Genomic DNA, 15,453 nt, shown 5'->3' on the forward strand with positions numbered 1-15,453 from the left:
TGGAAAAGGGCTCCGGTACGGACATGAAGTCGTAGGTACTGCTACGCCGGGACCCTTATCGCACTGCCGAAGCCGGACAGCCTTGGAGACGCCGAATCTTTCCGATTTCAGGGACCGAAAAGCCCGAGCGCCTCGACAACCGAGGGGACATACAACAGATGCGAGCGCGGCCTGCTCCGTCCGAGGCGCACAGGCCCGCAGCGCAACTTGTAGCATACGGGGGCAGCCGGGCATGGTCAATGCACGAAGAGCACACGCGGGGAATAACGCCCCAAACCCGGCAAATTGCATGGTCCGTACTGCGACGCGGTTCTCACCGTGCCCCGCAGCCACAGGTCGATACAGAGAGTACGACGACGCGCGCGATGGTCCAAGAACACGAGCCCAGCACCCCTGAGGAGGCCGCCGAGCCGACGGCCACCCGCCGGATCGCCGACACGGCGGAGAGCAGCCGGGCCAACCGGGGGTGGTGGGACCGCAACGCGGACGAGTACCAGGAGGAGCACGGCGCCTTCCTGGGCGACGACCGGTTCGTCTGGGGCCCCGAGGGGCTGGACGAGGCGGAGGCCGGGCTGCTGGGTCCCGTTGAGGCACTCAAGGGGCGCGATGTGCTGGAGGTGGGCGCGGGCGCCGCGCAGTGCGCCCGCTGGCTGGCCGCCCAGGGGGCGCGGCCGGTGGCGCTGGACCTCTCCCACCGGCAACTGCGGCACGCGCGGCGGATCGACGCCGAGGCGGCGGTCTCCGGGGGGTCAGGGGCCGCTGGGGAATCCGGGGCCCGGGGCGGCGACGCGGCCAGGGTCGCGCTGGTGCAGGCCGACGCCACGGCCCTGCCCTTCCGGGACGGCTCGTTCGACCTGGCGTGCTCGGCGTACGGGGCGGTGCCGTTCGTGGCCGAGCCGGTCCGGGTGATGCGCGAGGTGCGCCGGGTGCTGCGGCCGGGCGGGCGGTGGGTCTTCTCGGTGACGCATCCGGTGCGCTGGGCCTTCCCGGACGAGCCGGGGCCCGAGGGGCTGTCCATCGCCTCCTCCTACTTCGACCGCACGCCCTATGTGGAGCAGGACGAGTCGGGCCGGGCCGTCTATGTGGAGCACCACCGGACGCTGGGCGACCGGGTGCGGGACGTGGTGGCCGGGGGCTTCCGGCTGGTCGACCTGATCGAGCCGGAGTGGCCCGCGTGGAACCACCAGGAGTGGGGCGGCTGGTCCCCCCTGCGGGGGAACCTCATCCCGGGCACGGCGATCTTCGTGTGCGAGCGGGACTGAGGCCCGCGTTGACCGACCCCGTGGACGCGCGCGCCGAAGCCCTGGACCGCCTTCCCGTACGCGAAGCCGTACCCGAGCTGCTGCGCGCGCTCGACGACCGAGGGGTCGCCGTGCTGTGCGCGCCCCCGGGGACCGGTAAGACGACGCTGGTGCCGCTGGTGCTCGCCGGGCTGGTGGGCGGCGGACCGGTGCGGCGGGTGCTGGTGGCCGAGCCGCGGCGGATCGCGGCGCGGGCCGCCGCGCGTCGGATGGCGTGGCTGTTGGGCGAGCGGCCGGGCGGCCGGGTCGGCTTCACCGTGCGCGGGGAGCGGCAGGCCGGGCCCGGGACCGTGGTCGAGGTGGTCACGACCGGGGTGCTGTTGCAAAGACTGCAACGCGATCAGGAGCTGGCCGGCGTCGACGCGGTCGTGCTCGACGAATGCCATGAGCGCCATCTGGACGCGGACACGGCCGCCGCCTTCCTGCTGGACGTCCGGGCCGCCCTGCGCCCCGACCTCCGGCTGATCGCCGCCTCGGCGACCACGGACGCGGAGGGCTGGGCACGGCTGCTCGGCGACGGCGGGTCTGGCGACGGCGGCGGTGGAGGCGACGGCGGGAGTGGCTGCGACGGCGGGGCGGACGGCGGTGAGGGCCCTGGGGAGCCCGCGCCGGTCATCTCGGCACCGGGGGTCTCCCATCCGGTGGAGGTGGTGTGGGCGCCGCCCGAGCGCCCCGTAAGGCCGCCGCACGGGATGCGGGTGGACCCCGCCCTGCTGGACCATGTCGCGGCCGTGGTGCGGCGGGCGCTGCGCGAACGGGAGGGCGATGTGCTCTGCTTCCTGCCGGGCGTCGGGGAGATCGCCCGGGTGGCCGGGAAGCTGGGCGGGCTCGCCGGCGCGGAGGTCCTCCAGGTGCACGGGCGGGCGCCGGCCGCCGTACAGGAGGCGGTGCTCGCGGGGGCGGACGGCGGACGGCGGCGGGTGGTGCTGGCCACCTCGGTCGCCGAGTCGAGCCTGACCGTGCCGGGCGTGCGGATCGTCGTGGACTGCGGGCTGGCGCGTGAACCCCGGATGGACCACGCACGCGGGCTGAGCGCGCTGACGACCGTAAGGGCGTCACGGGCCGCCGCCCGGCAGCGCGCGGGCCGTGCGGGGCGCGAGGCGCCCGGGGTGGTCTACCGCTGCTGGCCGGAGGCGGAGGACGCCCGGCTGCCGCGTTTCCCGTCCCCCGAGATCGCCGGTGCGGACCTTACGGCCTTCGCGCTCCAGACGGCGTGCTGGGGCGATCCGGACGCATCCGGGCTGGCCCTGCTGGATCCGCCGCCCACCGGGGCGATGGCGGCCGCGCGCGAGACGCTGACCGCGATCGGTGCCGTGGACGCCACCGGACGGGCCACCGAACGCGGCACCCGGATGGCCCGTCTCGGCCTCCACCCCCGCCTCGCGCGGGCGCTCATCGACGGCGCGAAGGAGGTCGGCGCGCGCCGGGCGGCCGAGGTGGTGGCCCTGCTGAGCGAGGAGCCCCCGAGGGAGTACGGCGACGACCTCGCGGCCGCCTGGCGCACCGCCCGCCACGGCGGCGACCCCTACGCCGCCCGCTGGCGCCAGGAGGCCCGGCGGCTCGAACGGGCCCTGACCGCCGCGGGGACCTTCGGTCCGGACGGCGGGCGGGGCGGTGCCGGTCCGGCGCCGGGCGGGGACGGTCCGGCGCACGGCGATGGCGGTCGCGTGCGCGATGGCGACAGGACGCGCGGCGGCGATGGCGGCCCGGCGCACCGCAGTGGCGGTCCGGCACGTGGCGGTGGCCCGCGCGGCGACGACGGCGGCCCGGCCCGTGGCGGAGCCGGTCCGCGCGGCGATGACGCCGTGGCGGGGCTGATGGCCGCGCTGGCGTTCCCGGAGCGGGTGGCCCGGCGGCGCGGCGAGCGGGCGTACCTCATGGCCGCCGGGACGGGCGCGGAGCTGGGCGACGGCTCACGGCTGGGCGGGGCGCCGTGGCTCGCGGTGGCCGTCGCGGACCGGCCGGTGGCCTCCGCGTCGGCGCGGGTACGGCTCGCGGCGGTGACCGACGAGGACAGCGCCCGGGCGGCGGCCGCGGCGCTGGCCTCGGAGGGCGAGGAGGTGCGCTGGGCAGACGGGAACGTCCTGGCCCGGCGGGTGGCCCGGCTCGGCGCCATCGAGCTGGTGTCCCGGCCGCTGGCCGACCCCGATCCGGAGCTGGTGCGGCGGGCTCTGCTGGAGGGACTGCGCCGCGAGGGCACGGGGCTGCTGCGCTGGTCGGCCCAGGCCACGACGGTCCGGCAGCGGATGGCGTTCCTCCACCGGGAGCTGGGCGGGGCCTGGCCGGATGTCTCCGACGAGGCGCTGCTGGACCGCGCGGACGACTGGCTCGGGACGGAGTTGGCCCGGGCCCGCGGGCGCGCCGATCTGGGGCGGGTGGACGCCGGACAGGCGCTGGCCCGGCTGATGCCGTGGGCCACGGGCGAGGCGGCGCGGTTCGAGGAGCTGGCGCCGGAGCGGATCGAGGTGCCGAGCGGCTCGCGGGTGCGGGTGGACTACGGCGCGGAGCGGCCCGTGCTGGCGGTGAAGCTCCAGGAGCTGTTCGGCTGGCAGGAGGCCCCCCGGATCGCGGGCGGCCGGGTGCCGCTGCTGATCCACCTGCTGTCCCCGGCGGGACGCCCGGCCGCGGTCACCGCCGATCTGGCGTCCTTCTGGAAGGACGGCTACCGCTCGGTCCGCGCCGAACTCCGCGGCCGATACCCCAAGCATCCCTGGCCCGAGGACCCGACCACGGCCCAACCAAACCGCCGCACCAACACCCGCCGCTGAGCGATGCGGCCAAGAGGCCGCACGACCGCTCAGCGCTCCGCGGGAAGTGCCGCGAGGTGCGGTCGTTCATCCGCGGCTGCGTCGTCGGGTGCGCCCCGGAGGGGCGCGGGGATCAGTCGGCCCACGCACGCAGGCGGCGGGCGGTTTCGCCGAGGCGGAAGCCGCTGATCTCCCGTATGTCGCGGACCAGTTGGACCATGGCGCCCGGCGGGGGCGCGATCGGCTCTCCGGACTCCTCCATGTACATCTGCGCGCAGGCCGCGCCGATCGTGGCGTTGTAGTCGGAGAACGGTTCGAGAATCAGTGAGGTGTGCAGAAAGGTCGCGGCGCGGGCGGCGGCCTCCTCGTAGTAGGGCTCGCCCGCGAACCGCTCGTAGCGGTGGCGCTCGGTCATGCAGTGCAGCGCACCCCAGTCCCGGACCGGGGTGTTCACCGGGGAGACCTCGACCTGGACGTTCAGCACCCAACCGGCGTCGACGTACAGGATCACCGCATGCCGTGCGGGAACTCCCGCTCGAACTCGGCCTTGTAGGCCAGGGCGAACTTCACGGCGCCCTCGACGAAGCGCTGCTTCTGACGCCGCCGCACCACGTCCTCGGTCAGTATGTCGTGCGCCAGCCGCTTGATCTCGACGCCCTTCTCCCTCGCCTCGGCACGCAGCTCGGCCAGCTCCTGCTCGGTGAACTCAATCGTGATGCCAGGCATGGGCGGCATGCTAGCCACGCCCTCACCCTGATCACTACCGGCTTGGCCACCACGAGCGAACCGCGAGGACGGAAGTTGACGCGACGGCCGCACGGGCCCAGCACCCAGTCAGCACTCCAGCCTCAAGGCGAACTGCTCCCCCGTCGGAAACGGCTCGTCCACGGGGTGCGGCCCGACCCATATGAGCGCCTGCTCAAAGGTCATGTACGAGCCGTTGTCGACGCACTGGCCGACCACCACCGCATTGCCGCCGCAGCGCCATGCCGCGTAGTTCCACGGGTGGTCGCCCTTCTCGTCCCGCACCACGGTCTCCGGCTCGCCCAGGCGCTCGCTGAAGCCGTCCACCGCGGCGCGCCACCGGTCGTCGAAGCCGGAGCGGTCGGCCTCGCGGTCGAAGACCCAGCCGGGGTCGCCGGAGTGGTATCCGGCGAGCCAGTCGACATTGCCGCTGAGCCCGTCGGCCTGCAACTCCGCGTCGAAGTCGTCCGGTTCGTAGTAGTAACAGAACGGGATCATGCATTCGGTGTCCGCGTCGTCGGGCCCGCCGAACCACTCCGGGAGGACATAGTGCCCGGTGTTGGTGGCGTACGAGGACGTGCGGGAGCCGTCGGGCACCCAGCCGAAGCGCTTCGCGGCGGCCGCCGTGGCGCCCGGGGTCCACTCCAGGCGCGCCAAGTCGGCGATGTGGCCGATGAGCTCGGGACCGGGGACGCAGCTGTTCACTGGCATGGTCATACGCTACGGCCCGCCACTGACAACGCGGTCGGCGCCGCCGGGGCCGCCGGCGGGCGCGCCCCGCGGGCGCGCGCCTCCAGCAGCAGCGCGAGCGCGAGCAGGGCGAGCCCCAGGATCAGGAAGCCCCACGGCAGATAGGCCGTGAGCAGCAGGACCAGCTGGCGCTGGGACTTGACCATGTCCACCGTGTGCCGGATGTAGTCCTCGCGCATCTTCACATGGCCGGAGAAGACGGTCACCCGGTCGCGGTCGCCCAGCAGGGTGCCGCCGCGCAGCTCCTCCTTGTGGATCTCCTGCCCGTTGACCGGGGCGCCCGTGGTGGGCTCGACCCAGAACATCCGCTTGGTGCTGTACCAGCGGGAGGTGCCGGCCTTGCGGACGGTCTCGGGGGTGACGCCGCTGACCGGCATGGTCTTGGGCAGCGGCACCTTGGTCCAGGGGATGGTCTGCTCGAAGTAGTAGACCTCCAGACCGCGGAAGTCGCGGGTGCCCTTGTAGTGGATGGGGGCGGAGGTGCGGGTCTGGGCGTCGAAGTAGCGGTAGTCGCGCTTCTCGGTGAGGAACGGCCACTTGTACTCGATGCCGTCGCGGCGCACCGCGTCCCCGTCGACGTGTTCGCCGCCCGCGTGCACCGGGTCCTGGGAGTGGGCGTCGAAGACATAGCGCTCGGGGATCTTGGAGACCATCTTGCCGTCGGGCCCGGCCACATACGACAGGGTGTCCCAGACGACGACATCGCGCCCGGTCGCCTTCCCGACCTTCTTCGCGGCGGGCACATTGCCGCGCAGGGTCTGCACGATGCTGACCTTGGGGACGGTGCGGGGCTTCATGGTGCCGTAGTCGAGCAGTGTGGCCGGGCGGGCCTCCATCACGGCCGTCTGGTACTCACTGGGCGGGATCTTGGCCAGCCGGGGATAGGCGTACCAGCGCAGCAGCGGCGCGAGTGCGGCGAAGAAGACGGCGAAGGCCAGCAGCACCAGGCTTGCTCTGCGGCGCATGGCGGATGTCCCTCCCTCAGGGGTGCTTGGGGACGGTGGTGAGCAGGGGTTCCGGGGAGGTCTCACCGCTGGGGGCGCCGATGGCCGTCATCGTGAGAACGATGGCGAGGGCGGCGGCGAGTCCGATCGCGGCGGCGGCGAGGGCACGCATACGGGGCCTCCCGTGGTCCGTACGAGGCGCTGCCTGACGCTTCGTCAGGGATGGGGCACCGTAGCAACGGGGGCCGCAGATGAGAACACGAAGGCGTGAATGCGTCACACCGCCCCTGGGCCCGGTGGGGGCTCAGGGGCGGTGCGGCGGGCTGTGTGAGGGGCTCTTGGCTACGAGGCGGGGGCCTTGGTGACCGTCAGCTCGATGTCCAGGACGGCGCCGCCCTCGGCGGTGAGGCGGAGCAGGAAGGTGCCCGCCTGGTCATCGGTGAGGATCTTCGGCAGCGTGAGCCGGCCGAGGTCATCGGTCTTCAGGGCGGCCAGGGTGCGCACCGGCTTGCCCTTGTCGTCCAGGAAGTAGGGCCCCTTGTCGCTGGGTTTCGGGTCCTTCGCCGACGTGATCATGGTGGCGGTCACCGGGACATCCGCCATGCTCTTGCCCTTGTTGGTGGCCTTGACGGTGAGCAGGTCGGCGAAGGAGGCGCCGGTCCGGGCCGTGAGCTTCTTGTCACCGATCCGGGCCAGCGCGTCGGCCTGCGGCACCGGCCGGGCCTTGACGGTGGCGGTGAACTCGACCGGGGCGGCCTCCCGCCCCACGGCGGTGGCGCGCACGGTGAAGGTGCCGGCCTTCTCGCCCGCGAGCAGCTTCGGCGCGGTGGCGGTGCCATCGGCGGCGGTCAGCACGGTGGCGGACTTGACCAGGCCGAGGAAGCGCGTGTCGGTGTCACCGAGGATCTCGTACCGCACCTTGGCGCCGGCCACCGGCTTGCCCGCGGTGTCCACGGCCTTGACGCGCGGCGACCGGTCGAACCCGGTGCCCGCGGTGGCGGACAGCTCCTTCGCGCCGACGGTGGTGAGCTTGCTGGTGCCGCTCGGGGTGGACGGCGGAGTGGTGGGGGGCTTCGGGGTCGGGGACCCGGTGCCGGGGGTGCCGGGGTTGCCCGGGGTGCCGGAGTTGTCACCGGTCGGCGGGGTCGGAGTGCTGGTGTCGGGCTTGTCCTCGGGCTTGGGCAGGGTGTGGGCGTTGTTCTCCTCGCCCTTGCCGCCGTCCTTCCCCGGGTTCTTGCCCGGATTCTTGCCCGAGTCCTTGCCCTTGTCGCCCGAGCCCGAGCCGGAGTCGTTCCCCGAGGGGATCACACCGGTGCCGTCGGGGACCTCATGGGTGCCGCGCTTGTAGTACTCGAACCACGACAGGACGGTGTTCAGGTACTCCCGCGAGTGGTTGTAGCCGAGGATCGCGCGGTCCAGATCGGCCTTGACGGACAGATCGCGGCCGTCCGCGCAGAGGTAGCTGCCCGCGGCGAGGGCGGCGTCATAGACGTTGTTGGGGTCCTTCTCGCCGTCACCATTGCCGTCCCGGCCCCAGCTGGCCCAGGTGGACGGGATGAACTGCATGGGCCCGACCGCACGGTCATGCTGACTGTCGCCGTCGTAGGCACCGCCGTCGGTGTCCTTGATCAGGGCGAAGCCGTCGCCGTTCAGAACCGGGCCGAGGATGGGCGAGACGGTGGTGCCGTCGGCGCCCACATTGCCGCCGCCGGCCTGGCCGGACTCGACCTTGCCGATCGCGGCGAGCAGCTCCCAGGGCAGATTGCAGCCGGGGTTGGACTCCCTCAGGGCCGCTTCCGCCTTCTTGTAGGCGGCGAGGACGCTCGCGGGGATGCCCGCCTCGGGCTTGGTGCTGCTGCCCCCGGGGAGCCCGGGCAGATCGATCGAGGAGCCCGGCTTGTCGGGGGTGACCAGGGGTGGCAGATCGGTGTGGTAAGAGGAACCACCGTCTATGGGGGTGTTGTCGTCCGGCGCCGGTGACTCCCCCGCCCGCTGCTCCCGGTTCCGGTCGCCATGGTCGGAATTGGCGAATCCCGGCGCCTGGGACGCGGTGAGGGCGGCCATCGCGGCCGCCGCCACCGCTGTCGTGGCCGCCCCTTTGCGCAGTCGTCGGCCGATTAGCGGTGCCATCCGTGTGTCCCTCCCGTCGAACACCATGCGCTCCCCCGGCGCGTCAACTCTGGTGACACTACGACAACTTATGGCCCGCAGCTACCGGTGCAAACACCGCATCGGGCGAACTCTCAGTGAGCCGCGGACTCCCAGTCCGCACCGGATCCTACCGATACGTCCAGCGGAGCGCTGAGCTGGAAGGCGCCCGTCATCTCCCGGCGCACCAGCTCCTCCACCCGCTCCCGCTCACCGGGGGCGATCTCCAGCACGATTTCGTCGTGGACCTGCAACAGCATCCGCGACGAGAGTTTCTCCTTCGTCAACGCCGCGTCCACCTTGAGCATCGCGATCTTCACGATGTCGGCCGCGGTGCCCTGGATCGGGGCGTTGAGCGCCATCCGCTCGGCCATCTCGCGGCGCTGGCGGTTGTCGCTGGTGAGGTCCGGCAGATAGCGGCGGCGGCCGAGCATGGTCTCCGTATAGCCGGTGGCGCGCGCCTCCTCGACGACCCGCTGGAGATAGTCGCGCACCCCGCCGAACCGCTCGAAGAAGTTCTCCATCAGCTTGCGGGCCTCGTCGGGGGTAATGCCCAGCTGCTGGGAGAGGCCGAACGCGGACAGGCCGTACGCCAGCCCGTAGGACATGGCCTTGATCTTGCGGCGCATCTCCGGGTCGACCGCCGACTTGTCGACGGAGAAGACCTGGGAGGCGACCGTGGTGTGCAGGTCCTCACCGGAGGTGAACGCCTCGATCAGGCCCTCGTCCTCGGAGAGATGGGCCATGACGCGCAGCTCGATCTGGCTGTAGTCGGCGGTCATCAGCGACTCGAAGCCGTCGCCGACGACGAAGCCGCGCCGGATCGCCCGGCCCTCGTCGGTGCGCACCGGGATGTTCTGGAGATTGGGGTCGGTGGAGGAGAGCCGGCCGGTGGCCGCCACGGTCTGGTTGAAGGAGGTGTGGATACGGCCGCCGGGGGCGATGGTCTTGATCAGGCCCTCGACGGTGGAGCGCAGCCGCGCCTGCTCACGGTGGCGCAGCATGATCACCGGGAGCTCGTGGTCGGTCTGCGCGGCCAGCCAGGCCAGCGCGTCGGCGTCCGTGGTGTACCCGGTCTTGGTCTTCTTGGTCTTGGGCAGGCCCAGCTCGCCGAAGAGCACCTCCTGGAGCTGCTTGGGCGAGCCGAGGTTGAACTCATGGCCCACCGCGTCGTGGGCCTCCTTCACGGCGTGCTGCACGGCGGCCGCGAACTGCTGCTCCATGCGCTCCAGCCAGCCGCGGTCGGCGGCGATGCCCGACCGCTCCATCCGGGCCAGCAGCTCGGAGACGGGCAGCTCCATGTCGTGCAGCAGCCCGGCCGCGCCCACGTCCTTCAGCCGGCCGTCGAAGGCCTCGCCCAGGTCCAGGATGGTCCGCGCCTTGATCATCAGGGCGTCCCGCTCGGCCTCCTCATCGGCGCCGAAGGCCAGCTGTCCGCCGTCCGCGGCCGCCGCCGGGGACAGCTCACGGCCCAGGTACTCCACCGACAGGCTGTCCAGCTCGAAGGAGCGGCGGCCGGGCTTGACCAGATAGGCGGCGAGAGCGGTGTCCATGGAGACGCCCGCGACGGACCAGCCGTGCTCGGCGAAGACCCGCATGATCCCCTTGGCGTTGTGCAGCACCTTGGGGCGGTCCGGGTCCGCGATCCACTCGGCGAACGCCCGCTCGTCGGCCTCGTCCAGCTGCGAGGGGTCGAAGAAGGCGGCGGGGCCGGAGCCGGTGGCCAGCGCGACCTCGCTGACACTGCCGCTGCCCAGCGCCCAGGTGTCGACGGTGGCCAGGCCCAGCGGGGCGTCACGGTGGCTCTCCAGCCAGGGGGCGAGCTCGCCCGCGCCCAGCGCCACACCGTCGACCGCGACACCCGGCTCGGTGGCCGCGGGCTCGTCCGCCGCCGCGCCCGGGTCGACGGCCATGATCCGGTCGCGGAAGTTCTGGTGGCGGAACTCCAGCGCGTCCAGGATCACGCCGAGCGCCTCCCGGTCGTACGGGGCGCGCTCGAGCCCCTCGGGGCCGACGGTCAGCTCCACGTCCCGCACCAGCTCGGTCAGCTGGCGGTTGAGCTTCACGGACTCCAGGTGGTCGCGGAGCTTCTCGCCGACCTTCCCCTTGACCTCCTCGACCCGCTCCACCAGCTCCTTGAAGGAGCCGAACTGATTGATCCACTTCGCCGCGGTCTTCTCGCCGACGCCCGGGATGCCGGGGAGGTTGTCCGACGGGTCGCCGCGCAGCGCCGCGAAGTCGGGGTACTGGCTCGGGGTGAGGCCGTACTTCTCCTGCACCTTCTCGGGGGTGAACCGGGTCAGCTCGGAGACGCCCTTGGTGGGATAGAGCACCGTGACATGGTCGGTGACCAGCTGGAAGGAGTCCCGGTCGCCGGTGACAATCAGGACGTCGAAGCCCTGCTCCTCGGCCTGGGTGGCGAGCGTGGCGATCACATCGTCGGCCTCGAAGCCATCCACCGCGAAGCGCGTGATCTTCATGGCGTCGAGCAGCTCGCCGATCAGCTCGACCTGGCCCTTGAACTCGTCGGGGGACTTGGAGCGGTTCGCCTTGTACTCGGTGAACTGCTCGGAGCGCCAGGTCTTGCGCGAGACGTCGAACGCCACGGCGAGGTGCGTGGGCTGCTCATCACGGAGCGTGTTCGCCAGCATCGAGGTGAAGCCGTAGATCGCGTTGGTGGTCTGGCCGGTGGTCGTGTTGAAGTTCTCCGCCGGCAGCGCGAAGAACGCCCGGTATGCCAGGGAATGCCCGTCCAGCAGGAGCAGGCGGGGACGGTCTGTCCCGGTGCGGTCGGTCGCGGGCGCTGCGGTCTTCTTCGATGCTTTCTCTGCCACGCCCCCGATCCTGCCACGCCCCACCGACAATGCCTCCCGCCCCGGCGACCGGACGGGACAGGACACAAGATCGCACCGGACCGAGCGCAAGATCGGACCGGGCCGCGCGGCCGGAACGGCCGTACCGCCGCACCGGGCCGGGCCACCGACAGCCGGACCGGGCCGCCGCCCCGGCTGTCGGTGGCCCGTGACAGGATCGGACCCATAGGTCCACACACAGGTCCCGCAACGCTCGAGCCAAGGGGAGCGACATGGCAGCCAAGCCGCCCGCAGGCGATCCGATCCAGGACGCGCCCGAGGTCACACCCCCACAACATGCCGCCGCCGGGCTGCCGGCCGTGGGGCATTCGCTGCGCATCGCGCACCAGCAGATGGGCGTGCGCCGCACCGCGCTCACCCTGCTGCGCGTCAACCAGAAGAACGGCTTCGACTGCCCCGGCTGCGCCTGGCCCGAGCCGGACAAGCGCCATGCGGCCGAGTTCTGTGAGAACGGCGCGAAGGCCGTCGCCGAGGAGGCCACCCTCCGCCGGGTGACCCCCGACTTCTTCGCCGCCCACCCGGTGGCTGACCTCGCCAACCGCAGCGGCTACTGGCTCGGCCAGCAGGGCCGGCTGACCCAGCCCATGTATCTGCCCGAGGGCGCCGAGCGGTACGAGCCGGTCTCCTGGGACCGGGCCTTCGACATCATCGGCGACGAGCTGACCGCGCTCGACTCCCCCGACGAGGCGGTCTTCTACACCTCGGGCCGCACCAGCAACGAGGCGGCCTTCCTCTACCAGCTCTTCGCCCGCGAGTTCGGCACCAACAACCTGCCCGACTGCTCCAACATGTGCCATGAGTCGTCCGGCTCGGCGCTCACCGAGACCCTCGGCGTCGGCAAGGGCAGCGTGCTGCTCGAAGACCTCTACAAGGCCGACCTGATCGTCGTGGCCGGGCAGAACCCGGGCACCAACCACCCGCGCATGCTCTCCGCCCTGGAGAAGGCGAAGGCCAACGGCGCGAAGATCATCTCGATCAACCCGCTGCCCGAGGCCGGTCTCGAGCGGTTCAAGAACCCGCAGAACGCCCGCGGTATCGCCGGTGGCGGCACCGCGCTCACCGATCTCTTCCTCCAGATCCGGATCGGCGGCGACCAGGCCCTCTTCCGCCTCCTCAACAAGCTCATCCTGGAAGCGTCCGACAGCGCCTCCGGAGCGGGGGAGGGAGCTGTCGACGAGGAGTTCATCCGCGAACACACCCACGGCTTCGAGGAGTTCGCCGCCGCGGCCCGCGCCGCCGACTGGGACGAGACGCTGCGCGCCACCGGTCTGGACCGCGCCGACATCGACCGCGCCCTGCGCATGGTCCTCGAATCGAAGCGCACCATCGTGTGCTGGGCGATGGGCCTGACCCAGCACAAGCACTCGGTGCCCACCATCCGTGAGGTCGTCAACTTCCTGCTGCTGCGCGGCAACATCGGCCGCCCCGGCGCCGGGGTCTGCCCGGTGCGCGGCCACAGCAATGTGCAGGGCGACCGCACCATGGGCATCTTCGAGCGCCCCGCCCCGGCCTTCCTGGACGCCCTGGAGCGCGAGTTCGGCTTCGCCCCGCCCCGCGAGCACGGCTTCGACGTCGTCCGGGCCATCCGCGCCCTGCGCGACGGCCAGGCCAAGGTCTTCTTCGCCATGGGCGGCAACTTCGTGGCGGCCTCCCCCGACACCGAGGTCACCGAGGCCGCGATGCGCGCCGCCCGGCTGACCGTCCATGTCTCCACCAAGCTCAATCGCTCCCATGTGGTCACCGGCGCGCGGGCGCTGATCCTGCCCACCCTCGGCCGCACCGAGCGCGATGTCCAGGGCGGCGGCCCGCAGTTCGTCACCGTCGAGGACTCCATGGGCATGGTGCACGCCTCCCGCGGGCGCCTGGAGCCCGCGAGCCCCCATCTGCTCTCCGAGCCGGCCATCGTCTGCCGGATGGCCCGCCGGGTGCTGGGCCCCGGGAGCCAGACCCCCTGGGAGGAGTTCGAGAAGGACTACGCGCGCGTCCGCGACCGCATCGCCGCCGTCATCCCCGGCTTCGAGGACTTCAACGACCGGGTGAACGACCCCTCCGGATTCGCCCTGCCGCACGCCCCGCGCGACAGCCGCAGCTTCCCCACCGCCACCGGTAAGGCCAACTTCACGGCGGCCCCCATCGAATACCCCGAGGCGCCCGAGGGCCGGCTGCTGCTCCAGACCCTGCGCTCCCACGACCAGTACAACACCACCATCTACGGCCTGGACGACCGCTACCGCGGCATCAAGAACGGCCGCCGGGTGGTGCTGGTGCACCCCGAGGACGCCCGGGAGCTCGGGCTGGCCGACGGCGCCTACGTCGACCTGGTCGGCGAGTGGAAGGACGGCACCGAGCGGCGCGCCACCGGCTTCCGCGTGATCCACTACCCGACCGCGCGCGGCTGCGCCGCCTCGTACTACCCGGAGACCAACGTCCTGGTCCCGCTGGACGCCACCGCCGACACCAGCAACACCCCGGCGAGCAAGTCCGTGGTGGTCCGCCTGGAACAGACAACCCCGGCCTAAGCGTTTGCTCAGTTGCCTGGTAAGAAGGTGGCCACCACAAGCAAAGGTGGCCACCACAGCAACCGAACGGAGCCTGTCCCGATGGGCGAGCAGACCAGCGTGAAGTTCCCGCAAGAGGTACTCGACGAGTACGCGGCGCTCGGCGTGGATCTTCCCGCGCTGTTCTCCGCCGGACACCTGGGCACCCGCATGGGCGTGCAGATCCTCGAGGCCTCGGCCGAGCGGGTCGTGGGCACCATGCCGGTGGAGGGCAACACCCAGCCGTACGGGCTGCTGCACGGCGGCGCCTCCGCCGTGCTGGCCGAGACCCTCGGCTCGGTCGGCTCGATGCTGCACGGCGGCAGCGGGCGGATCGCGGTCGGCGTGGACCTCAACTGCACCCACCACCGGGGCGCCCGCTCGGGCCTGGTCACCGGTGTGGCCACCCCCGTCCACCGGGGCCGCTCCACCGCCACCTACGAGATCATCATCAGCGATGAGCAGGACCGGCGGGTGTGCACCGCCCGCCTCACCTGCCTGCTGCGCGAGGTCGACGACGCCGGGCGGGCCAAGACGGTCGCCGACATCGCCGAGGCGAAGGACCGCGCCGGGGCGTGACGCCCGGCGCCAGCGCCGTTGTCCCCCTGGGCGGCCGGGTCTACCGTGACCCTCCATGGGGGCAACGACCCGGGCGGGCTTCCGGCCCGCCGCCGTCTGTGGCTGCGCTCTCGTACTCGCCGTGACGATGACCGGATGCGGCAGCTCCGGTTCCGGCCCCTCGGGCGACTCCCGCGACTCCGGTCACTCCCGTAACGCCCCAGCGTCCACACCCGCCCCTCACGACCCCACGCCCCGGGCCACCTCCCCCGTACGGCTGTGCGCCGACCTCATCTCCTACTGGGCCGAACAGGACCTCGCGGGCAGCCAGTGGGCCGGGCTCGACTGGGAGCAGAAGGGGCTCTCCAACCAGCAGTACGAGATCTACGACGACATCGTCCAGGCCGCGCGCGCCGAGCGGAAGCGGCATGGCACCCCGGCGGCCAAGGCGCTGATCAAGCGGCTGGCCGAGCGCCGCTGCGCGGCCGCGAACGGCGCCACCCACAGCTCCGAGAACTGGCGCCCGCCGACCTGAGCCGCACCGGCCCGACACCGGCCCGACACCGGCCCAACAGCGGCCCGACACCCGTTCCGGAACCCCGCCCACGCCCCCGAACAGGCCCCGGACTCGCACCCTCGGCCGTAACACTGCGTAACACTGACGCAATATAAGATCGCATTTTCGGCACCCTCGGCGACTCCGAAATCGATCTTCCCGCGCCCATCCGCGCACGCGCCTCCGCGCTTCGTTCACAAGCGCACCGCACTCCTTAGCGGAACTGCACCTTCTCAGGATCCGGACCTAATGATTGGTCCAAATGCGCCCCATTCGTCCCTTACGTTCCGCTACA

12 protein-coding genes are annotated in these 15,453 nt (G+C 72.1%); 5 read left to right on the plus strand and 7 right to left on the minus strand.

Annotated elements, in window-relative coordinates:
* Positions 1 to 365 precede the first annotated feature (365 nt).
* Together ACT2CW_RS15915 and ACT2CW_RS15920 are read left to right on the plus strand one after the other, a co-directional pair.
* Positions 366 to 1,262 carry a class I SAM-dependent methyltransferase gene (locus ACT2CW_RS15915; RefSeq protein ID WP_445517045.1) on the plus strand — a complete coding sequence of 299 codons (897 nt, stop codon included), beginning with the start codon at positions 366 to 368 and terminating at the stop codon, positions 1,260 to 1,262.
* An 8-nt stretch (positions 1,263 to 1,270) separates the two neighbouring features.
* Positions 1,271 to 4,069 (plus strand): ATP-dependent RNA helicase, encoded by a 2,799-nt coding sequence (locus ACT2CW_RS15920; RefSeq protein ID WP_445517046.1) that lies wholly within the window; start codon positions 1,271 to 1,273, stop codon positions 4,067 to 4,069.
* 112 nt (positions 4,070 to 4,181) lie between these two features.
* Here ACT2CW_RS15920 and ACT2CW_RS15925 read toward each other — a convergent pair whose 3' ends face one another.
* The 7 genes from ACT2CW_RS15925 to polA all read right to left on the minus strand — a co-directional run bounded on the left by ACT2CW_RS15925 (position 4,182) and on the right by polA (position 11,468).
* On the minus strand, positions 4,182 to 4,559 hold the full coding sequence (locus ACT2CW_RS15925; protein WP_164434171.1) for a hypothetical protein: 378 nt from the start codon (positions 4,557 to 4,559) through the stop codon (positions 4,182 to 4,184).
* Positions 4,556 to 4,774: a hypothetical protein gene (locus ACT2CW_RS15930; RefSeq protein ID WP_037949729.1), complete on the minus strand. Its 219-nt coding sequence runs from the start codon at positions 4,772 to 4,774 to the stop codon at positions 4,556 to 4,558. The genes ACT2CW_RS15925 and ACT2CW_RS15930 overlap by 4 nt, the downstream gene beginning before the upstream one ends.
* A 108-nt stretch (positions 4,775 to 4,882) precedes the next feature.
* Positions 4,883 to 5,503 carry a hypothetical protein gene (locus tag ACT2CW_RS15935; protein WP_250853438.1) on the minus strand — a complete coding sequence of 207 codons (621 nt, stop codon included), beginning with the start codon at positions 5,501 to 5,503 and terminating at the stop codon, positions 4,883 to 4,885.
* 2 nt (positions 5,504 to 5,505) lie between these two features.
* Positions 5,506 to 6,507 (minus strand): DUF3068 domain-containing protein, encoded by a 1,002-nt coding sequence (locus ACT2CW_RS15940; protein WP_445517047.1) that lies wholly within the window; start codon positions 6,505 to 6,507, stop codon positions 5,506 to 5,508.
* A 16-nt stretch (positions 6,508 to 6,523) separates the two neighbouring features.
* A complete protein-coding gene (locus ACT2CW_RS15945) occupies positions 6,524 to 6,658 on the minus strand; it encodes an SPW_0924 family protein (RefSeq protein ID WP_107417375.1) in 135 nt (44 codons plus the stop codon).
* Positions 6,659 to 6,828: 170 nt separating this feature from the next.
* A complete protein-coding gene (locus ACT2CW_RS15950; RefSeq protein WP_445517048.1) occupies positions 6,829 to 8,616 on the minus strand; it encodes a lytic transglycosylase domain-containing protein in 1,788 nt (595 codons plus the stop codon).
* A 113-nt stretch (positions 8,617 to 8,729) separates the two neighbouring features.
* Complete coding sequence (polA, locus tag ACT2CW_RS15955; RefSeq protein WP_445517049.1) at positions 8,730 to 11,468, minus strand: DNA polymerase I; 2,739 nt, start codon at positions 11,466 to 11,468, stop codon at positions 8,730 to 8,732.
* Between the two features lie 251 nt (positions 11,469 to 11,719).
* Between polA and ACT2CW_RS15960 the strand changes: the two genes are divergently transcribed.
* The 3 genes from ACT2CW_RS15960 to ACT2CW_RS15970 all read left to right on the plus strand — a co-directional run bounded on the left by ACT2CW_RS15960 (position 11,720) and on the right by ACT2CW_RS15970 (position 15,137).
* Complete coding sequence (locus tag ACT2CW_RS15960) at positions 11,720 to 14,026, plus strand: FdhF/YdeP family oxidoreductase (RefSeq protein ID WP_445517050.1); 2,307 nt, start codon at positions 11,720 to 11,722, stop codon at positions 14,024 to 14,026.
* 81 nt (positions 14,027 to 14,107) lie between these two features.
* Complete coding sequence (locus ACT2CW_RS15965) at positions 14,108 to 14,623, plus strand: hotdog fold thioesterase (protein ID WP_445517051.1); 516 nt, start codon at positions 14,108 to 14,110, stop codon at positions 14,621 to 14,623.
* A gap of 55 nt (positions 14,624 to 14,678) precedes the next feature.
* On the plus strand, positions 14,679 to 15,137 hold the full coding sequence (locus tag ACT2CW_RS15970; RefSeq protein WP_445517052.1) for a hypothetical protein: 459 nt from the start codon (positions 14,679 to 14,681) through the stop codon (positions 15,135 to 15,137).
* Positions 15,138 to 15,453: the final 316 nt, after the last annotated feature.

It is taken from the genome of Streptomyces sp. NEAU-174 (assembly GCF_052665095.1).